This is a genomic window from Pseudomonas sp. PAGU 2196 (genome assembly GCF_022179005.1).
GTDB lineage: Bacteria > Pseudomonadota > Gammaproteobacteria > Pseudomonadales > Pseudomonadaceae > Aquipseudomonas > Aquipseudomonas kermanshahensis.
Genome location: NZ_BNTL01000011.1, coordinates 383030 through 403285 on the forward strand (window position 1 = coordinate 383030; position 20256 = coordinate 403285).

A 20256-nucleotide genomic window follows, 5' to 3' on the forward strand; every position below is an offset into this window, starting at 1 on the left:
GAAATTGATCGCTGATGAGGAATTTACAGATTGTTGGTGGGCGTCGAGAGTGTGCCTCTCAACTACAAGAGGAGTTTACGGCGTGCCCGAATCCCAATCGTTCCGCCAGTTCGTCCTGCCTTTGAACGTGGAGGGCGTCGACCTTGAACTGTCCATTGTCCACCGCGAGGGCCGTGGGGCGCCGATCCTGTTTCTGCACGGGTTCGGCTCGACCAAGGAAGACTATGCAGGGCTGACACGCCAGCCGGCGTTTGCCGGCCGCCCATTCGTGGCCTACGACGCACCGGGGTGCGGGCAGAGCCACTGCAGCGACCTTTCACGTGTTTCGATTCCGCTGCTGCTGGCGACCGCTTTGCAGGTGCTGGAGCACTTTGGTATTCAGCGTTTTCACCTGGTGGGCCACTCGATGGGCGGCCTGACGGCGTTGCTGCTGGCGCATCAATGCCCCGAGCGAGTGATCAGCTTCATCGACATCGAAGGCAATATCGCCCCGGAAGACTGCTTCCTCAGCCGTCAGATCGATGACTACCCAGCCAACAACCCGCAGGTGTTCTTCGACGCGTTCATCGAGCGCACCCGGCATAGCAGTGACCCGGCCAGTGCCTTGTACGCTGCCAGCCTGCCTTACAAAGTGCGGGCAGAGGCCGTGCGGGGGATCTTCAGCTCGATGGTAGAGCTGTCTGACCACGGCGACCTGATGAGCAAATTCCTCGGCCTGCCGTGCCCACGCATGTTCATGTATGGCGAGCAGAACAGTCACCTGTCTTACTTGGCGGACATCCAGGCGCAGGGTGTAGAGCTGGCCAGCATCCCCGCGTGCGGGCACTTCCCGATGTATTCCAACCCTATCGAAATGTGGCGCCGGATCGCCGGCTTCCACGCGCGTCACGCCGCCTAAGGCTGTCAGCACCCCGGCTTCGCGGGGTGCCATTTCCACCCTAAAGAATCGATGTGCGGCCGCGGCGCTGCGCAGGGGCACCCGTGTGCCCGTTTCAAGCCGCGAATAAAAACAAAGAGGTATTGACCATGCTTGAAGCCATCAATGGTTTTCTATCCGGCAAGGTGCTGATTGTGCTGATCGTAGGGTTGGGCAGCTATTTCACCTGGCGCTCACGTTTTTTGCAATTTCGTTATTTTTTCCACATGTTTGCGGTGTTCAAGGACAGCCTACGCAAGAGCGGCGGCCAGCTCAGCTCGTTTCAGGCACTGATGCTGAGCCTGGCCGGGCGCGTAGGTGCCGGTAACATTGCTGGTGTCGGCCTGGCAGTGACCCTGGGCGGGCCGGGTGCGGTGTTCTGGATGTGGGTGACTGCGTTGGTGGGCATGGCCAGCAGTTTCTTTGAATGTTCGCTCGGCCAGTTGTACAAGCGCTGCGACGAGCATGGGCAGTATCGCGGCGGCCCTTCGTACTACATTCACCATGGCCTGCAGCGTCCATGGCTGGCCAAGCTGATGGCGGTTCTGCTGCTGGTGACCTTCGGCTTTGCGTTCAACGGGCTGCAATCGCACGCCGTTACCCATTCGTTGCAGAACGCCTTCGGCTTTTCGACGGGCCATAGCGGTATCGTGATCGCTGTCCTGCTTGGGTTGGTATTCATCGGCGGCATCAAGCGCATCGCCGCCGTGTCGGACCTGCTGGTGCCGGTCAAGACGCTGGCCTATATCGGGGTAACGCTGTACGTGATCGTGCTGCAGTTCGAGCACGTGCCCGACATGCTGGCCACCATCTTCAAGAGTGCCTTCGGCCTGGAGCCGGCGTTTGCGGGCCTGGTGGGCAGTGCAATCGTCATGGGCGTGAAGCGCGGCGTGTTCGCCAACGAGGCTGGGCTGGGCAGTGCACCTAACGTCGCGGCGGTGGCCAAGGTCGAACACCCTGCCGCCCAGGGCGTGGTACAGGCGTTCAGTGTGTTTTTCGACACGTTCGTCATCTGTACCTGCACGGCATTGCTGATTTTGCTGTCGGGCTTCTACACGCCTGGTTTCGAAGGGGATGGCCTGGTACTGACCCAGGATGCCCTGGCGGCGGTGGTGGGCGACTGGGGGCGGGTATTTATCAGCGTTGCGCTGGCGCTGTTCGTGTTTACCTCGATTCTTTACAACTACTACCTGGGCGAAAACAATTTGCGTTACCTGGCGGGTAACCGACGGTGGCCGATCCTGGTGTATCGCGGCGTGGTGCTGTTGCTGATTCTGTGGGGTTCGGTGCAGAACCTGGGCACGGTGTTCGCGTTTGCCGACATCACCATGACCTTGCTGGCCCTGGTCAACCTGGTAGCGCTGGCGTTGTTGGGCAAGGTGGTGCTGCGCCTGATTGACGATTATGACCGGCAGCGCAAGGCCGGGGTGCAGATACCGGTATTTGATGCTAGCCAGTTCCGCGATCTAGACCTGGACCCACGCGCCTGGCCGGAGGGCGATCAGGTTGCGGCTGAGGGGGGGAGCGAGACGCGTATGCCGCAAGTTTTTTAGCGCCTGTGAGATCGAGCGCCGCGCGGGCGGCGCTCGATGTCCGCAGCCCCACAAACCTACTTAAACCCGGTAACCGCATGCGGCACATACGGTGCTTCCAACCGCGCAACCTCTTCATCAGACAACGGCACCCCCAATGCCGCAATGGCATCGTCAAGATGCCCAGGCTTCGATGCGCCAATAATCGGCGCCGACACGGCGCGGTGCCTGAGCACCCAGGCCAAGGCAACCTGAGCCATGGGTAAGCCACGCTCGCTGGCAATCTGCTCGACCACATCGATCACACGGCCATCCTCGACTTCCGTCCCTGCATAAAACGACTTGCCAGAAACATCGCTGAGCGTGCGCGCGGTTTCTTGGCCCTTGGGCCGGGTCAGCCGTCCACGGGCCAGCGGGCTCCAGGGCATCAGCCCGACGCCCTGGTCCTGGCACAAGGGGATCATCTCCCGCTCTTCCTCCCGGTACAGCAGGTTGAGGTAGTTCTGCATCGACACGAACCGGCTCCAGCCATTGGCCGCTGCGACGTGCTGGGCTTTGGCGAACTGCCAGGCATACATTGAAGACGCACCGATATAGCGTGCCTTGCCGGCCTTGACTACGTCGTGCAGGGCTTCCATGGTTTCTTCGATCGGCGTGTGATAATCCCAGCGGTGAATCTGGTAGAGGTCGACGTAATCCACGCCCAGGCGGTTCAGGCTGGCGTCGATGCTGCTGAGGATCGCCTTGCGTGACAGGCCTTGCTCGTTCGGCTTACTTGCACCTTGCCACATGTTCGCCGGGTAGAAGACCTTGGTCGCGATGACGGTGTCTTCACGGCGGGTGAATTCCTTCAGCAATTGGCCCAGGATCACTTCCGATGTACCCGCCGAGTAGCTATTGGCTGTGTCGAAGAAGTTGATGCCTTGCTCTACCGCGTGGCGAATGATCGGGCGGCTCTGTTGCACATCCAGGGTCCAGGGATGGGTACCGGCATCCGGGTCACCGAAGGTCATGCACCCCAGGCACAGTCGGGAGATGTCCAGGCCGGTGTTGCCGAGTTTGACGTACTGCATCTGTGAATCCTCTTGGTCAGGATTGCCCGGCGTGTGTAGCCGAGCGATTGAACAAGGTTAGCGGCGCAACGTGAGCGTGCAAATTCCCAGGATGTGCAGGTGATATCTGCAAAAATTCACAAGCGCAGCAGGGGTTTGACCTGCTCGAGCAGAAAATCCGTTACGGCTTTGATGCGGGGTGTGTTGCGCACGTCCTCGTGCACGGCCAGCCAGATTTCGATGCTCATCGACCTGTCGTCCTCGCAGGCTTGCTTGAGCCCGTACTCCTCGGCCATGAAGGCGGGCAGGCAGGCTACCCCCACGCCACCGGCTGCAGCCTGGGCCTGGATGCGCAGGTCGTTGCTGTGCAGGGCGAAAGGGCGACCTGCGGCCTGCTCAAGCAGCCAGCGCTGCTGTGGGGATTTCGCCTGAGAGTCGTCGTAGCCGATGTACAGGTGCGGTTCGCGTCGGCGCACGTAGGGCGCCGATGCGTACAGCCTGTATTCGAGATGCCCGAGCAGGCTGGCCACCAGGGTTGGCTCGGTGGGCCTGGCCAAGGTGATTGCCACGTCCGCCTCGCGGCGGGCCAGCGACGCGCGCGACTTGCTGCCGACCAAGGTGAGTTGCAAGGCAGGGTAACGTTTGTACAGTTCGCCCAGCCTACGCGCCACCATGCTGCCCAACAGCGCGGGCGGGGCGGCAATCACGACTTCGCCTTCAACGGCCTGTTGGTCGGCACTGGCGAAGTGCTCCAGTGCAAACGAGGACACCAGCATCTGCTCGGCAAACTCGCCAACGCGCACGCCCTGTTCGGTCAGGGCGTAAGCACGTGGGCGGCGGTCCACCAGCTTCAACTGCAGCGAGGCTTCCAGCGAACTGATCCGCCGCGCCACGGTGGCATGGTCAACCCCCAGGCGCTTGGCAGCGGCCGACAGCGAGCCGGCGCTGATAAATGCAGAAAAATGACGCAGGTCTTCCCAATCGAACATGACAGGCCTCTGGTGTGAGGCCCGATGATACGCGGTTTCAGGCGGCTCCCGTCAGCCGGGCGGCGCGTGCCGGTCGTTTCGCAGGCGGGCATGCTGACAGCAGCGCATGGCTCATCTGTATCATCCAGGCCTCGATTTTCGCGTCATCCACCGGCATTGGCCGACGGCGCATACCTTCGGCGGTGTCTATCAGGGCCAGAATCGCCTCGGCTGCGCTGGCGATATCCCCCACCGTGAAACGCCCCTGTTGCTGGCCGTATTCGATGATCTGGCACAAAGGCGCTCGTGAACGATTGAGCGCCTGCTCCAGCCACCTACGTTGGCCAGGCTCGACATGGCGTGATTCGTGGCGCAGCAACAACGCCTCAAAGGGATGCGATGCCTGGCGCGCGAGTTGAAACCGCAGGTAGCCGCGCAGGTCGCGGGTGTAGGGCCCTCGGCGCCAGGCTTCGAGGCGCTGGGCGAGAATGTCCAGCAATACATCGAGCAGCAGGTCCTGTTTGCTCGCAACGTGGTGGTAAAGGCTGCCCGGCTGCAGGCCAGCCCGGGCCGCGAGCTGGCGCATGCTCATGGCGCCATAGCCGACTTCTGCCATCAAGCCCTGTGCCACAGTGAGCAGAGGGCTGGGGCACTGTTGCACGTGACGGGCGTCGGGCATGGCTATTCACCCTTGCCTGCGGCGTGCACAAGGGCACGGGCGCGCAGGATCACCGGCGCATCCACCATCTGCCCATCCAGGGTGAACACGCCGGCACCGCCTTCGGCCGCAGCCAACACGCGGTGCGCCCATTCCAATTCGTCGGGCGAAGGTTGCAGGGCGCGATGAATCACGCTGACCTGGCTGGGGTGAATGCACAAGGCCCCGCCAAAGCCCATGTCGCGAGCGAACTGTACGTGCCGCTGCAGGCCAGCGACGTCCTGAATGGCCGGGTGCACGCCATCGAGCGGCGGCGCAAGGCCGGCAGCGCGGCTGTGCAGCAAGACGGCATAGCGCGCATGCCCGAGCACCTGTTCGGCGGCTTCGCTGGTTGTGCGCAGGTTCAGGTCCAGGCCGAGGTCGAGGCTGCCAAAGGACAAGCGTTCGACGCCCTCACAGGCCGCCAGCAAGGGCAGGGCGACCAGCCCACGTGCGCTCTCGATAATTGGCCAGACCGGCTTGCCGGTAGCACGCACACGCTGCACTTGCTCGACCGTTTCGGCCTTGGGCAGCAGGATGCCACTGACACCGGCGTGACGCTGGCACAGCGCAAGGTCAGCCGCGTGCGCCCAATGCTGCGGGGCGTTGACCCGCACCAACACGCAGGCCTCGGGCTGCTCGGCCAGAAATGCCTGCAGGTTGTCCCGCGCCTGCGCTTTCGCCGCTTCTTCAACGGCGTCTTCCAAATCCACAATCACCCGATCAGCGCCGCTGGCCAGCGCCTTGGCGATACGTTCCGGGCGGCTGGCGGGGACGAACAGGGCAGAGCGCACGATAGCCTGGCTCATTGGCTGGCCTCCAGGCTGAATTCGACTTCTGCGGTTTGCGCCATGCCCGCTTCGGCGGTTGCCCAAAGTTGCGCCTTGCCGCGTTCGAGCAGGCGCCCACCCACCTCGAAGGTGTTCGGCGAAATCAACGGCCGCAAGCCGCGGAAGCTGAATCGGCGTATCTGGGCGGCGGGGTTGGCACGGGCAAAGGCGCGCAGATTGAGCGTGGCAATCAAGGGCCCGTGCACCACCAGCCCCGGGTAGCCTTCGGTTTCGGTGACATAGGGCCAGTCATAGTGAATGCGATGGCCATTGAAGGTGACGGCGGAGTAGCGGAACAACAGGGTTGCGTCGGGCGTCACGGTCTCCTGCCAAGCGCCGGCGGGTGCCGGCTCGGTACCGCCAAGCTTGGGTGGGGTGGGCTCGCGGTAGACGATGTCCTGTTCTTCGATCAGCGCTTCATGGCCATCCTGGACATACACGTGCCTGACGGTGACAAACAGCAGCGACCCGGTGCGGCCGTGTTTTTCTTCGACGTTGAGAATCGTCGAGTGGCGTGCTACCTGCGCTTCCACCTGTAAAGGGCTGACGAAAGTCAGGCGGCTGCCGGCCCACATCCGGTTGCGGTTGTCTGCCGGCGGCAAGAAACCACCGCGCGCGGGATGGCCATCAGCGCCCAGCCCGGTGGCCTCGACGGGGTCCTGGAAGAACGCCCAGTGCCAGAGCAGGGGCAGGGGTTCTCCAGCCGAGGGTGCGGGCTCGCTGAGGGTGGCCGCGAGGCGCTTGACCAGGTTGTGGGTGATGCGATCGTGGCTGGTTTCGCTACGGCCAATCCAGCGGCTGAGGTCGTGTGTTGTCATTGTCGTGGTCCTCGATCATTTAACGCTGTGCCTGAAGCGGTCAGATGACCCCATCGCGGCGCAGTTCCTGTATACGTTCGGCAGACAGCCCAAGCTGGGCGAGGATGCATTCGCTGTGCTCCCCCAAGGCTGGCACTGGGTCCATGCGTGGGCGGTAGGCATTGCTGCTGGCCGGGGGCAGCAGGCTGGGTATGCTGCCGTTTGCCGTGGCTACCTGGCGCCAACGGTCGCGGGCTTGTAACTGCGGGTGCTGCCACACCCCCTGCATGTCGTTGACCCGTGCGTTGGCAATGCTGGCGCTATCGAGGCGCGCAACCACCGTGTCCAAGTCCAGGGCGGCGAACGCCTCGATGATCAGCGCACGCAATGCCTCACGGTTGGCGACCCGCAGGTAGTTGGCAGAGAACCGCGCATCGTCGGCCAGCGCGGGTTGCAGCAGCACCTGCTCACAGAACAGGCGCCATTCGCGCTCGTTCTGCAAACCGAGCATTACGGTATTGCCATCGCCGGTGGGGAAGGGGCCGTACGGGTAGATGGTCGCGTGCGCCGCGCCGGCGCGTGGCGGCGGGGTCGCGCCTTCGTAGGCGTAGTACAGCGGGTAGTTCATCCACTCCACCAGGCTTTCCAGCATCGACACCTCCACATGGCTGCCTTCGCCGGTGCGGCCACGCAGCAGCAGGGCCGACAACACGCCGGTGTAGGCGTACATGCCGGCCGCGATGTCGGCAATCGAGTTGCCCGCCTTGGCCATCTGCTCGTCACCCGGGCCGCCGGTCACCGATAAAAAGCCGCCTTCGCTCTGAATCAGCAAGTCGTAGGCCTTTTTCTGTTCAAAAGGGCCGCCCGCGCCGTAGCCCGAAATGTCGCAGACGATCAGCGTGGGGAACCGCGCATGCAGCGCCTCGAACGACAGCCCCAGGCGCGCAGCGGCGCCCGGCGCCAGGTTTTGCACCAACACGTCGGCCTGCTCCAGAAGCTGGTCGAGAATGTCGCCGGCGATGTCCTGCTTAAGGTCCAGAGCGAGGCTTTCTTTCGAGCGGTTGGTCCAGACGAAGTGCGAAGCCAGGCCGTTGACCCGTTGATCGTAGCCCCGCGCAAAGTCACCGACCCCCGGCCGTTCGACCTTGATCACGCGGGCGCCAAGGTCCGCCAGTTGACGGGTGCAGAAGGGCGCAGCAATGGCATGTTCGAGGCTGATGACGGTGATGCCGTCTAGCGGGCGGATTGCCGTAGGCTGGCTCATGATGGTTATCTCTCTTGTCATGGCAGGGCCCCTTGGCGCCTTGGCGACCAGGGGCGGCATCGGTCAGAACGAGCGTGGCAGTTCCAGCAGGTGCTCGGCGACGTACGACAGGATCAGGTTGGTCGAGATCGGGGCCACCTGGTACAGGCGCGTCTCACGGAACTTGCGCTCGACGTCGTATTCGTTGGCAAAGCCGAAACCGCCGTGGGTTTGCAGGCAGGCGTTGGCGGCTTCCCAACTGGCCTTCGCCGCCAGGTACTTGGCCATATTGGCCGCGGCGCCGGCGTTCTTGCCGCTGTCGTATTCGGCACAGGCACGCCAGCGCATCAGGTCGGCGGCCTCGATCTCGATGTGCGCTTCGGCGATCGGGAACTGCACGCCCTGGTTCTGCCCGATTGGGCGGCCGAACACCACGCGGTCGCGGGCGTACTGGCTGGCCTTTTCGATGAACCAGCGGCCATCGCCGATGCACTCGGCGGCGATCAGCGTGCGCTCGGCGTTGAGGCCGTCGAGGATGTAGCGGAAGCCTTTGCCTTCTTCGCCAATCAGGCTGCTGGCAGGGATTTCCAGGTTGTCGAAGAACAGCTCGTTGGTCTCATGGTTGACCATGTTGGCGATGGGCTGCACGGTCAGGCCGTTGCCGATGGCTTCGCGCAGGTCGACGAGGAAAATCGACATGCCTTCGGATTTTTTCTTCACCTCTGCCAGCGGTGTGGTACGGGCCAGCAGGATCATCAGGTCGGAGTGCTGGATGCGCGAGATCCAGACCTTCTGGCCGTTGATGACGTACTTGTCGCCCTTGCGCACGGCCGTGGTCTTGATCTTGGTGGTGTCGGTGCCGGTGGTGGGCTCGGTGACCCCCATCGACTGCAGGCGCAGTTCGCCACTGGCGAGTTTTGGCAGGAAATAGCCTTTTTGTTCTTCGCTGCCGTTACGCAGCAGTGTGAACATGTTGTACATCTGGCCGTGAATGGTGCCGGAGTTACCCCCGCAACGGTTGACTTCCTCAAGAATCACCGAGGCCTCGGCCAGGCCCAGGCCGGAGCCACCGTACTCTTCTGGGATCATCGCCGAAAGCCAGCCCGCATCGGTCATGGCCTTGACGAAGGCCTCCGGAAAGCCCTTTTCTTCGTCGATCTTGCGCCAGTATTCGGCAGGGAAATCACCACACAGGGCGCGCACGCCCTCGCGGATGGCGTTGAGTGCTTCGTTGTCGTAGTCGCTCATTATTGTTCTCCAGGCGGCGCAGGCTGGCAGCCTTGTCGTGGCTCGGCTGCCAACCTGCGCCTGACACAGTCAAAGAGGCTGGAAGCCCAGGGCAGCGCGGAAGCGGTTCTTGATGTAGTGGCCGTCACGCGGCGGCAGCACCCGGGGTGGGTTTTCGGCTTTGATCTTGACGGTAGCCAGCTTCACACCTTCGCGGCTGGCGAAGCGTTCGCGCAGGTCATGCACCCCTTCCATGTCGCGAATCTCGCGGGTCCAGCTGAAGCCGCAGGTCTGGGCGACCTGGTCGAGCTTGATGCCGAAACCGGCGTGGCTGACCTGCATGCCGGTCTCGCCGAAGTGGCCGTTGTCCAGCACCACAATGGTCAAATTGGCAGGCTTCTGCAGGGCGACAGTCGCCAGCGCGCCGAAGCCCATCAGCAGCTCGCCGTCACCGGTGACGACCACCACCGACTTGTCGGGTTGCGCGTTGGCCAGGCCCAGGCCTACGGTGATGGCGCTGCCCATGGCGGCCCAGAGGTAATAGTTGCCATCGTGGTCACCGGCAGCCATGACGTCGTAAGACGCCGAACCCAGGCCGGTCACGACCAGTACATCCTGGCGATCAGCGAGCAGGGTACGCACCACCTCACGGCGGCACAGCGTGTGGTTGGCGCTTACTTGACCCATTTCTTTTCTCCGATCAGGCGCTGGCCGAGCAGCAAGGCAGAGGCGGAATCACCATTGAAGGCCATGGTGGCGGCGCCATGCAGCAGTGGCGCGACGTCTTCTGGCACATCGGCACGCCAGGTCATGACCTTCATCAGTTGCAGCGAGGCCTCGGTGGCCTGGCCCATGGGGTTTTGCCAAGCGTTGAACTCGGCCCAGTCACCGCGCATGGTCACCACCATCAGCAGGGGGAAACCCGCACAGTTCTGCAGGGCCAGGGTGTTGATGCAGTTACCGACGCCGCTGGACTGCATCAACAGTGCACCGCGTTCGCCGCCCAGCCAGGCGCCGGCCAGATAACCAATGCCTTCTTCTTCGGTGGTGAGGACGACGGCCTTGATATCAGGGTCCTGGTACGACATGCGGATCGCGGCCGAATGGCCGGCGTCCGGAACGAACACGACATGCTTGACGTCGTGGGCCTTGAGGACGCGGAAAACGTCTTCTTGCCAGCTTTGTTCAGCTTCTTGCGATGACATGGTTGTCTCCAGTGCTGCTCTTGTTTTGCCTCATCATGCAGGCAAGGCGGGGTGCCGACGACTACCGTTTTTCTCTTTGAGATATGCCGGCGTGGCATAGCTCGCAGAGTGGCCGGCCAGGCAAAACGAAGCGGCCCTGATGGCTTCCTTGGGGAAGCCATCAGGGCCGCGCGGGTCAATAAAGGGGCAATGTTGGCGAGGTCAGGCCTTGGCGGTCTGCACCTTGCTGGCCGGCATGCCGGTATTCTCCTCGACCCTGCCATCGCCACTGATGTACCCATGCCGCGTCAGGTTGGGCATTAGCATCGATGCGATGAAGGTCACGCACAGGACGGCGGCCACGTAGAAAAAGAAGTAGTCCTCGGCCCCTTCGGCCCTGAACGACAGCGCGACATATTCAGCGGTCCCGCCAAACGCCGCGTTACCGATGGCATACGGGAACCCGACCCCCAGCGCACGCACTGCAGGGGGGAACAATTCGGCTTTTACGATGCCTGCGATCGGGGTGTAGAGCGAGGCGATGACCAGCCCGCCGAAGACCAGCGCAAAGGCCATGAAGGGGTTGTGGGTATGCTTGATGGCGAACAGCAGCGGGATCACCAGCAACACGCCCAGGCTCGAGAACATCAGCATGTGCGTCCTGATTCCGAGCCGGTCGGCCATCAGGCCGAACAGCGGCTGGCAAAGCATGAAGCCAATCAGCGCAGAGGTCATGATGAAACTCACCGTGGCCGCGTCGAAGCCTGCCGATATCACCAGAAACTTCTGCATGTAGGTGGTGAAGGTATAGAAGTACAGCGACCCACCGATGGTAAAGGCGATCACCAGCCCGACGGCACGCTTGTGCTTGAACATGCCGCGCAACGACCCGGCACCCTCGCGGTGCATGTCCTTTTTTGAGGCGGTTTCGTGCATCGAGCGGCGCAGGTACACGACAACTACGGCGCTGATGGCGCCAATGAAAAACGGAATGCGCCAGCCCCATTCACGCAACTGCTCATCGCTGAGCGTCTGCTGCAGGATGACTACGGTGAACAGGGCCAGCAATTGCCCGGCGATGATCGTGAAGTACTGGAACGAGCCATAGAAACAACGCCGGCCTGGTGTTGCTATTTCGCTGATGTAGGTTGCGCCGGTGCCGTATTCGGCACCCACCGAGAGCCCCTGTATCAGCCGTGCAACGACTAGCATGATCGGTGCGGCGATACCCACCGTTTCATAGGTCGGCATCACCGCGATCAGCAGCGACCCGGCGCACATCATGAACACCGAGATGATCATCGAGACTTTGCGCCCACGGGTGTCGGCCAGCCAGCCGAAAATCCACCCACCCAGGGGCCGCATGAAGAAACCGACGGCGAACACACCCGCGGTGGCCAGCAACTGCGTGGTGGTATCGCCTTTGGGGAAGAACGACGCCGCGAAGTAGATTGCCGTATAGGCGTAGATGAAAAAGTCATACCACTCGACCAGGTTGCCGGAGCAGGCCCCCATGATCGCTCTGACACGATTGGGTTGGCGGGCGGGGGCATCTTCAACGAGGGTGGTGCTGGAGCGGGGAGTTGGCATGGTAGTCAGCCTCTGGTCTTATTCTTGTAGCGGGCGTCCGATCGGTGATCGACCCTGTTTTCACGCTACTCCAGAGTGGGCCCGTCAATAAGAGGACTAGCTGACTAACTGATATGCTGAAATTCTATAGCTGCTGACAGGTGTGCTGTTTAGACTGCCAGTTACCTTCTGCCTCGACACGGGCCTGCCGATGGACGTCGTTCAACTCAAAACCCTGATTCATGTTGCCGAGCTTGGCAGCCTCAGCAAGGCCTCCGACCGGCTGCACATTGCACAGCCCGCCTTGAGCCGGCAGATCCGGCAACTGGAAAAGGAGCTTGGGGTCTACCTGTTCGAGCGCCATGGCCGCGGCATGATCATCACCGACGCCGGCAGCGAAGTGCTGCAGCACGCCACGCGGATCATGGATGAACTGGAGGCCATTCGCAGTTCGGTAGTGGGCGGGCATGCATCGTTTCGCGGGGCCGTGGCGATCGGCACCACACCGACCATCGCGGAAATCGTCACTGTGCCCCTGGTGACCCGGATCCGCGAAGCCCACCCGGACTTGTCGATCCGTTTCTCGTCGGCCTTCAGCGGTTACCTGGTGGACTGGATTCAGCGTGGCGAACTGGAGCTGGCGATCTCTTATGACCTGGAGCCGCTGCACACCCTGCGCATCGTGCCAGTAATGATGGAGAACCTGGTATTGGTCGGGCCGCCCAGCGCAGGCTTGGCGTGGGACAACCCGGTCAACTTCGCAACCCTGGCCCAGCAGCAGTTGGTGCTGCCCAGCCCGCGCCATGGCTTGCGCAAGATCATGGACCACTGCGCCGCGGACGTCGGCTTCAAGATTGCCGCCAATGTCGAGGCCGATTCGTTCGGGGCGATGATCGACCTGGTGCGTCATGGCTTCGGCTTGACTGCGCTGCCCTTGGCCTCGATCTACACCCACCTGCAGAATGGCACCTTGTGTGCGGCGCCACTGATTGAGCCGACACCGATGCGCAAGCTGGTCATGGTGTCGCCTGCGGACAGGCATGTCAGCCCAGCCACGCGCTATGTGGGTGAAACCTTCGTCGAGCTTGCTTCAGAGCTGGTAGCGCAGGGCATCTGGGCGGGGCACATGCTTTAAGCGCTGGGTGCCTGACGCTGCAGCCGCGCCACGGCGGGCACACACAGCAACGCCAGCAGGGCCACGCCGGCGGCCACATAGCCCAGCGTCGACACCCCGAATGTCGGGATGACCAGCCCACCCAACAGCGCCCCCAAGCCAATACCGGCATTGGCGGCAGACACGTTGGTGGTGCCGGCCAGTGCCTGAGAGTGCGCCACCGAATGCATCACGCGCACCTGGCAGATGGGGTAGAGCGCCGTGTTGGCGATGCCCCACAGCGCCAGTGCGCCCCAGAGCGTTACAGGCGCAGCGGCCAGCGGGCTGAAGGCCGCCATGCCCATCGCCAGCAGTACAAGAAACAGCGCAGTGGCCTTGATCGGCGAATGCCTGACAGCTCGCCCCCCCAGCCAGTTGCCCAGCAAACCAATGGCGCCGAAGCCCATCAGCCACCAGCCGACATCCGCAGTTGCAACACCTGCGGTACGCTCGAGCATGTCGGCCAGGTAGGTGTAGGCAATGAACATGGCAGTGAACACAATGATCGACAGCGCCACATTGGCGAGGAAGTTCGGTTCACGGAAGATCCGTGCCTGGTGGCGCAAGTCGACCCTGGGCAGGCGCGCAACCGCTGGCATCCAGATGAGCACGGCAAAGGCCATGGCCGCCGATGCAGCAGACAATATCCAGAAAGCGCCGCGCCAGCCTATGGCGTCAGCCGCCAACGTCCCTAATGGAATGCCCAGCAACAGCGCAGCTGAGATGCCGAGGTAGACCCGCGCGACGGCCTGCCCTTGGCGATCGGGGCTGACCATGCTGGCGGCCGTTTCGCTGGCTGTACCCCAAAAGACAGGCAGTGCCAGGGCGGGCAGGAAACGCGCCACTGCCAAGACCCCGATGTTTGGCGCAAGGGCCGCCAACGCATTGGACGCCGCGAACAAGGCGAGGATGGCTGCGAACAGCTTGCGCCTGTCCAGGTGAGCAAGTGCCGCCGTCAACGGCGGGCCCGCCAGCATGACGGTGAAGGCAAACAGTGTGATCAACTGCCCGGCAGTCGAAATCGAGACATCAAGGTCGCGTGCCAGCCCGGGCAGCAGGCCGACCATCAAGAACTCGGTAGTGACAATCAAAAAGGCGGAGGCGGCGAGGACCAAAGTCCCCAAGGTCGCGCGTCGGTCGGTCGCCAAGCCCACGGGTGGGCGTTCAACAGCAGTCATGCAGGCAGTTCCTCAATCAGGGGCTGCCATTGTATTGATTCTTAAAAAGCCTATTACGGTCAATATTTCAGATGGTACGCGAAATATATTCACTAATCGCAGGGCGCGAGGCGGTGGCCGTCTGTTCGCAGTGCGTTCAGCAGCACATCCAGCAGCGCCCTGACGCGGGGAAGGGCCTCACGTTTTTTGAGCCACACTACGTTCATCGGCAGCCCATCTGTTGCCAAGTGCGGCAACACTTCAATCAACGCGCCACTTTCCAGCTGTTGATTGACCAGCCAGGTGGGCACCTGAGTGACCCCCAAACCCTGCACGACTGCCTGTACCACCCCTTCGCCATCGCCGATGGCAAGCCGCGCCGGCATGAAGCGCCGCTCCATTTCACCCGGTTGCATACCGGTCATGTGCCAGGGGCTGCCCACCCCGTCGGGCTGCCCGTAAACCACACAGTCATGGGCTTGCAGGTCCGCCTCATCGAGCGGTGTGCCACGGGTTTGCAAGTAGGCCGGTGAGGCACAGAAGATGAACCGTTGAGCACCGATGAACTGGTGCCCCAGGTCCTCCGGCCAAACGTCCGGGCCGCCGATACGTACCACGATATCGATACCCTGCTCGGTCGGGTTGACGAAGCTGTCGGTAAAGGACACGTGTGGCTGCAACTGGGGATGGCGTTTGAGGTAGTCGAGAATGACCGGCAAGACGTGCAGCCGCCCATACGCTGCGGGCAGGTCGATGCGCACCCGACCCCGCGGCTCGAAGTAGTCTTCATGCAGGGCCAATTCCGATGCTTCGAGGTCGGCCAGCACGCGTGAGCAGGTTTTGTAGAACGTTTGCCCCGCATCGGTCAGGGCAAGCCGACGCGTCGTGCGCTCGAACAGGCGTAAGCCCAGGCGAGCTTCCAGCCGCGCGACACCTTTGCTGACAGCCGAGCTGGTCAGGTTCAGGCGCTGCGCCGCCGCGGCAAAACTGCCGAGGTCTGCCACGCAGACAAAAACGTCAATGCCCTTCAAACGTTCGGAGGAGTGCACCGTCAACCCTTTGTGTAATGAACGTGGCTGCAAGCGTAACGATGATTGAACCGAAACGACAGCGCCCAGGTCGCATCCTTTAACTCAGGCAAAAAGGATGTTGACGATGAAAACCATGACGCGCGTATTGACGGGGTTGGCACTGGTTGGCGCACTGGGCGCTAGTGCCGCGTGGGCTGACCAACCAGGTGCCGACTGGAAGGTGAACAAAGACCAGGCCGAGACGGTGCTTAAAGGCGCCGGCTACACCCAGATCACCAAGATCGAAGCGGATGACGGCCACTGGGAAGGCGAGGGCATCAAGGCCGATGGCAAGCAGTACGAATTCCACGTTGACCCACACTCCGGCAACATCACCAAGGATGAACTGGATAATTGAGCCACCGTCAGGTCACGTTTGGCGTCAGCCATTGTGACCCGGCCAGCCGCTCGATGAAAAAATCAGCCAAGGCCTGCACCTTTCTCGGCCGGCTTCGGGCTGAAGGTGTGACGAAATACAAGCCGCCTTGGGTCATGCTCCACGTTGGTAGCAGGTGCTCAAGGCGGCCGTCCGCCAAGTATTCGGAGGCGATGAAATCCGGTAATTCGGCGATCGCCAAGCCCTCCAGCAAGGGCGCCACCAACGCATCCGAATTGGTCACACGCAGGGGCCCCCGCGGCACGACGTCTTGTTCGGTGCCGTCACTGTGGGTGAACCGCCAAACCTGGCTGCGGGCGCGGTAGGCGTAGCTCATGCAGGCATGGTCAACCAGGTCGCGCGGGTGCTCAGGGCGCCCATGACGCGCAAGGTATGACGGCGCGGCTACCAGGTATTGCGTGACCGCACAGATACGTCTCGCCACCAAGGACGAATCCGGCAGTGCTGCAATGCGCAGTGCTGCATCGAACCCCTCGGCAACCAGATCGACTGTCGAATCTGACAAGTGAAGGTCGAGTTCCAACTGGGGGTACCTGGCCATCAACGCGGGCAGCAGCGGCGCTACCCAGCGTAAGCCGAATGACATAGGCACCGCCAGGCGCACCAAGCCCCGTGGCTGCACCGACATCTCCTGGGCGGCGCTTTCCATCTCTTCTGCCTGGCGGTACAACGCGCTGGCCTGTTCGACCATGCGCTGGCCGAACTCGGTGACGCAAAGCTGGCGTGACGTGCGATTGAACAGACGACCGCCCAAGCGTGCCTCCAGCCGCGCCACCGCACGCGATACCGTCGGTACCGACACGCCCATGGCGCGCGCCGCCGCTGCGTAGGAACCTTCTTCCGCCACTTTGGCGAACATTGCCAGGCCTTCGAAATCGGGAATTCTTGCCATTTCAATTCTGCAATGATGAGTTTCAAATGATTCTATTTTGAAAATAACGGTGCGTCGATAAGCTTCTCCCACAGCCAATCACTACCCCTCGGGAGAAACACCATGAGCAACAAACTTGAAGGCAAGATCGCACTGGTAACCGGCGGCACCACCGGTATCGGCCTGGCCACCGCCAAACGTTTTGCAGAGGAGGGCGCCCATGTGTACATCACCGGCCGCCGCCAGAGCGAGCTGGACAAGGCCGTAGCGCTGGTCGGTAACGCCACCGGCATCGCCGTCGATTCGACCCGGCTTGATCAGTTGGACGCTCTGTATGCCCAAATCGGCCAGCAACAGGGGCGTCTGGATGTGCTGTTCGCCAACGCGGGTGGCGGCTCGATGCTCCCATTGGGAGACATCACCGAAGCCCACTACGACGATACGTTCGACCGCAACGTCAAAGGTGTGCTGTTCACAGTGCAGAAAGCGTTGCCGTTGCTGGCGCCGAACGCCTCCATCATTCTTACGGGCTCTACCGCCGGTAGCTCCGGGACTGCGGCATTCAGCGTGTACTCGGCGTCCAAGGCCGCCGTTCGAGCATTCGCACGCAGCTGGATCCTCGACCTGAAGGACCGCGGGGTCAGGGTCAACACTCTCAGCCCTGGTGCCACGCGAACCCCAGGCCTGGTTGACCTGGCGGGCCCCGGTGCAGAGCAACAGCAGGGGTTGCTCGACTACCTGGCCTCCCAGGTGCCACTGGGGCGTGTGGGTGAGCCTGTGGAAATTGCCAATGCCGCCGTCTTCCTGGCGAGCGATGACTCAAGTTTCGTCAATGGCGCCGAGCTGTTTGTCGATGGCGGTCAGGCTCAGATCTAGAGCGTGAGCCTGGGCAGGGTAGGCAGCGGACGATCGTGTGCTCCCGCTGCCTACTGCCCGCTGTCGATCAGGCTTTCCAGGTTCGACAGAATCGTCAGGGCATCGTAGGGCTTGCGCACAACAGGGACGTGCTTCAAATGCGCAGGAATGCTAATGCTGTCGCCATAGCCGGTGGCGAACAGGAACGGGATGTTTTTGCGCGTGAGTTCTTCGGCGACGGCAATCGACGTGCCCGTCCCCAGGTTGATATCCAGCACCGCGACATCCGGCCTGCGGCTGGCGAGCAGCTTCATCGTCTCGGCTTCGGAGCTTGCGGTAATCACGTCTTCGACCAGCGCATCGGCCAGAATCTGTTCGAGGCCTACTGCAATAACCAGCTGGTCCTCGAGAATCAGCACGCAGGATTTGACCAGGTCCGAGCCGCTGACATGAGGCGCAGCCGGTGGCGCCATTGGCGCAACGGCATCGACCGTTTCGACCTGGGTCAGGTGTTTGGCAGGGATCTTGAAATACCCCTGCAGCCCTTCTGGCCTGTATTCGAGCGTGCTGGTGCCGCCGAGGTCGAAGGGGATGCTGCGTTCGATCAGCACCGAACCGAAACCACTTCGGCTGGGTGGGCGAACCGTTGGCCCACCGCTTTCGCACCACGTGATGTCGCACGCCCCACTCACATCGACCTGCCAACTCACGGCCAGCTTGCCACCTGCCCGAGACAGCGCGCCGTACTTGGCGGCGTTGGTCGCCAGTTCGTGGAGCACCAAGGCCAGCACCGAGTAGGCGCGGGCATCAAGCAGCAGGCTGGGGCCGTTCAGCTCGATGACATCGGCCGAGGTGCGGTAGGGCGACAGCTCGGCTTCCAGAAGCGTGGAGAAGCGCCCACCGCCATCACCTCGCACGACCTGGTCATGCGCCAGGGAAAGCGCCTGAATGCGGCCTTTGAGCGTTGCCACGTAGCTGTTGAGGGTCTGGTTTTCGGCGGTGGGGTGGGCCACCAGCGCACCGATCAGCGAAAGAATGTTCTTCACCCGGTGGTTGAGCTCTTCGTTGAGCATCCGTTGGCGGACGTCCGCCTTGGAGCGCTCGTCGGCCATGAGCTCACTGTTATACAGCACCACCTCGACTATCGCGGCGCGGATGGCCTCGCCAAACTGGCGGTCTTGCTCGGACCAAGGCTGTGAGTGGTGGTGAACGGTCTGTTTCCACACCGCGAAGCTCTTGCGTGGCGTCAGGCGTTCACCTAACGGGCCGCTGTCGTAGGTTTTGTTGGGGTCGCCGGCCCAATCCAGGGTCTCGATCACCTCTTTGCGAAACAGCATCAGGTAATCCCGGGGCTGCTGTGACATCGGAATGACCAACACGCCTGAAACGTCGACGGCGTAATCCTGGGCCGGCGGGTGCGCCATCGAGAGGCAGTTCGAAGCCCAGGTACGGCCCTCGGCGACACCTTCGGCGAATCTCAACAAGCTGGGCAACGCCACGTTTGGCGGTGTCAGTGCCTCAGCGGTCCAGCGGCCTTGCAGCGACATGCCGATGCCGTCGCAGGGGATGAGCGCCTTGAAGTCCGTCATGCGAGCACGCAGCAGTTCCCCGAAGTCGGCGGTGCGGTGTGCATCACGCAGCAGGTTGTCGAGCACTTCGCGTGCGTAGGCGGCGGCCTCCAGGCTTTGTTTGGCGCGCAGGGTCTGGATATGCAGCGAGAAGAATTCGCCGAACATTTCTGCCGCGACGCGTTGGCCCATGGACAACGTGCGGGGTGCGTAATGGTGGCAGGCAACCAGCCCCCAGAGCGCGCCGTCGACGATGATCGAAATGGACATGGACGCGCCCACGCCCATATTGCTCAGGTACTCGCAGTGAATGGGCGAGACGCTGCGCAGGTGCGCGTAGGACAGGTCGAGCGGTTCACCATTCAGGTCCAGCACAGGGGTGATGGGCACGGTCTTGAACTGGGCATCGGAAATGATGCGGACCGGATTGCGCAAGTACAGGGCGCGCGCCTGCTGCGGAATGTCGGACGCGGGGAAGTACTGCCCTAAAAAGCTTTCCAGGCCGCTGCGCTTGGCCTCGGCAATCACCTTGCCAGCGCCGTCAACGCCAAGCTGGTAGATCATCACCCGGTCGTAACCCAGCAACGCTCGCACGCGTCGTGCAGTATCGGCGAATAGCTTCTCGGAGCGATCGATCTCGCGCAGTTGGGCGATGACGGTGCGGACCAGCTCCACCGGCTCGGCGATGCTTGCACCGCAGGGCTCGAACTCGAGGATGGCGGTGCCTTTGTAAATATGCGCGGCAATATCGAACGCCTGACCGGACGGCAGGCTCACGGCAAACGACAGTGCCGGGCGAGAGCCCTCTTTGACCCGTGCCAGTGCGTTGCGAAGGGTATGCGCAGCCTCGGTGCCGATAATTGCTTCGAGGCGTTGACCGTTGATGTCCCCGGCAACGCCCAGCATGCCTGGGGTATTGGCCGAGTGACGCAGGACCACGCTTGCTGATGCATTGCAGGCCAGCAGGCAACCATGCGGCTGGATGCTGCCCGGAATCTGGATGGGTTCGCGATCGCAGTTGGTCAGATTGACGGGAGGTTGCAAAGTCATAGGCGGCCCCTGCCGGTTTACCAGACACCGGCTGCCTGTATGACCGCCGAACAGTTTCAGGCAAACGAAGTGTTTACGGTCACATTCAGCGTTTGATTCTAGCGGGCGCGTTACGCTTCG

The 20256-nt window shown here is 62.4% G+C and carries 19 protein-coding genes; 5 read left to right on the plus strand and 14 right to left on the minus strand.

Annotated elements, in window-relative coordinates; genetic code table 11:
* Nucleotides 1-82 precede the first annotated feature (82 nt).
* Nucleotides 83-898, plus strand: coding sequence for an alpha/beta fold hydrolase (locus MFF34_RS11980; protein WP_238213966.1), 816 nt, complete (start codon nt 83-85; stop codon nt 896-898).
* A 128-nt stretch (nt 899-1026) separates the two neighbouring features.
* Complete coding sequence (locus MFF34_RS11985) at nt 1027-2469, plus strand: sodium:alanine symporter family protein (protein WP_238213974.1); 1443 nt, start codon at nt 1027-1029, stop codon at nt 2467-2469.
* A 56-nt stretch (nt 2470-2525) separates the two neighbouring features.
* Here MFF34_RS11985 and MFF34_RS11990 read toward each other — a convergent pair whose 3' ends face one another.
* The 10 genes from MFF34_RS11990 to MFF34_RS12035 form a co-directional block, all read right to left on the minus strand.
* Nucleotides 2526-3521 carry an aldo/keto reductase gene (locus tag MFF34_RS11990; RefSeq protein WP_238213976.1) on the minus strand — a complete coding sequence of 332 codons (996 nt, stop codon included), beginning with the start codon at nt 3519-3521 and terminating at the stop codon, nt 2526-2528.
* A 116-nt stretch (nt 3522-3637) separates the two neighbouring features.
* On the minus strand, nt 3638-4489 hold the full coding sequence (locus tag MFF34_RS11995) for a LysR family transcriptional regulator (protein ID WP_238213979.1): 852 nt from the start codon (nt 4487-4489) through the stop codon (nt 3638-3640).
* A gap of 37 nt (nt 4490-4526) precedes the next feature.
* Entirely contained in the window at nt 4527-5147 is a 621-nt protein-coding gene (locus tag MFF34_RS12000; RefSeq protein ID WP_238213981.1) for a TetR/AcrR family transcriptional regulator, read from the minus strand.
* Nucleotides 5148-5149: 2 nt separating this feature from the next.
* Nucleotides 5150-5974: a CoA ester lyase gene (locus tag MFF34_RS12005; RefSeq protein ID WP_238213983.1), complete on the minus strand. Its 825-nt coding sequence runs from the start codon at nt 5972-5974 to the stop codon at nt 5150-5152.
* Nucleotides 5971-6813, minus strand: coding sequence for a MaoC family dehydratase N-terminal domain-containing protein (locus MFF34_RS12010; RefSeq protein WP_238213985.1), 843 nt, complete (start codon nt 6811-6813; stop codon nt 5971-5973). Before MFF34_RS12010 ends, MFF34_RS12005 begins: the two co-directional genes overlap by 4 nt.
* A gap of 40 nt (nt 6814-6853) precedes the next feature.
* A complete protein-coding gene (locus MFF34_RS12015; RefSeq protein WP_027593334.1) occupies nt 6854-8056 on the minus strand; it encodes a CaiB/BaiF CoA-transferase family protein in 1203 nt (400 codons plus the stop codon).
* 63 nt (nt 8057-8119) lie between these two features.
* Nucleotides 8120-9283 (minus strand): acyl-CoA dehydrogenase family protein, encoded by a 1164-nt coding sequence (locus MFF34_RS12020; RefSeq protein WP_238213987.1) that lies wholly within the window; start codon nt 9281-9283, stop codon nt 8120-8122.
* A 69-nt stretch (nt 9284-9352) separates the two neighbouring features.
* On the minus strand, nt 9353-9949 hold the full coding sequence (locus MFF34_RS12025; protein WP_027593332.1) for a thiamine pyrophosphate-dependent enzyme: 597 nt from the start codon (nt 9947-9949) through the stop codon (nt 9353-9355).
* A complete protein-coding gene (locus MFF34_RS12030; protein WP_238213989.1) occupies nt 9937-10467 on the minus strand; it encodes a thiamine pyrophosphate-binding protein in 531 nt (176 codons plus the stop codon). Before MFF34_RS12030 ends, MFF34_RS12025 begins: the two co-directional genes overlap by 13 nt.
* Before the next feature lie 201 nt (nt 10468-10668).
* A complete protein-coding gene (locus MFF34_RS12035; RefSeq protein WP_027593330.1) occupies nt 10669-12036 on the minus strand; it encodes an MFS family transporter in 1368 nt (455 codons plus the stop codon).
* 190 nt (nt 12037-12226) lie between these two features.
* Between MFF34_RS12035 and MFF34_RS12040 the strand changes: the two genes are divergently transcribed.
* Nucleotides 12227-13150 carry a LysR family transcriptional regulator gene (locus MFF34_RS12040; protein WP_027593329.1) on the plus strand — a complete coding sequence of 308 codons (924 nt, stop codon included), beginning with the start codon at nt 12227-12229 and terminating at the stop codon, nt 13148-13150.
* Here the strand turns inward: MFF34_RS12040 and MFF34_RS12045 are convergent.
* Nucleotides 13147-14346, minus strand: coding sequence for an MFS transporter (locus tag MFF34_RS12045; protein WP_238213991.1), 1200 nt, complete (start codon nt 14344-14346; stop codon nt 13147-13149). The genes MFF34_RS12040 and MFF34_RS12045 overlap by 4 nt on opposite strands.
* Before the next feature lie 92 nt (nt 14347-14438).
* A complete protein-coding gene (locus tag MFF34_RS12050) occupies nt 14439-15374 on the minus strand; it encodes a LysR family transcriptional regulator (RefSeq protein WP_238213992.1) in 936 nt (311 codons plus the stop codon).
* A gap of 106 nt (nt 15375-15480) precedes the next feature.
* Between MFF34_RS12050 and MFF34_RS12055 the strand changes: the two genes are divergently transcribed.
* Nucleotides 15481-15753, plus strand: a complete 273-nt coding sequence (locus MFF34_RS12055; protein WP_027593326.1) for a PepSY domain-containing protein — start codon at nt 15481-15483, stop codon at nt 15751-15753.
* A 7-nt stretch (nt 15754-15760) separates the two neighbouring features.
* Here the strand turns inward: MFF34_RS12055 and MFF34_RS12060 are convergent, their stop codons facing one another.
* Complete coding sequence (locus MFF34_RS12060; RefSeq protein ID WP_085272891.1) at nt 15761-16684, minus strand: LysR family transcriptional regulator; 924 nt, start codon at nt 16682-16684, stop codon at nt 15761-15763.
* A 102-nt stretch (nt 16685-16786) separates the two neighbouring features.
* On the opposite strand from MFF34_RS12060, the gene MFF34_RS12065 reads away from it, so the two are divergent.
* The gene (locus MFF34_RS12065; protein WP_238214000.1) at nt 16787-17539 is read left to right on the plus strand and encodes an SDR family NAD(P)-dependent oxidoreductase; all 753 of its coding nucleotides are present in this window, start codon (nt 16787-16789) and stop codon (nt 17537-17539) included.
* Between the two features lie 50 nt (nt 17540-17589).
* On the opposite strand, the gene MFF34_RS12070 is transcribed toward MFF34_RS12065, so the two are convergent.
* Nucleotides 17590-20136, minus strand: a complete 2547-nt coding sequence (locus tag MFF34_RS12070; protein ID WP_238214002.1) for an HWE histidine kinase domain-containing protein — start codon at nt 20134-20136, stop codon at nt 17590-17592.
* Nucleotides 20137-20256 lie beyond the last annotated feature (120 nt).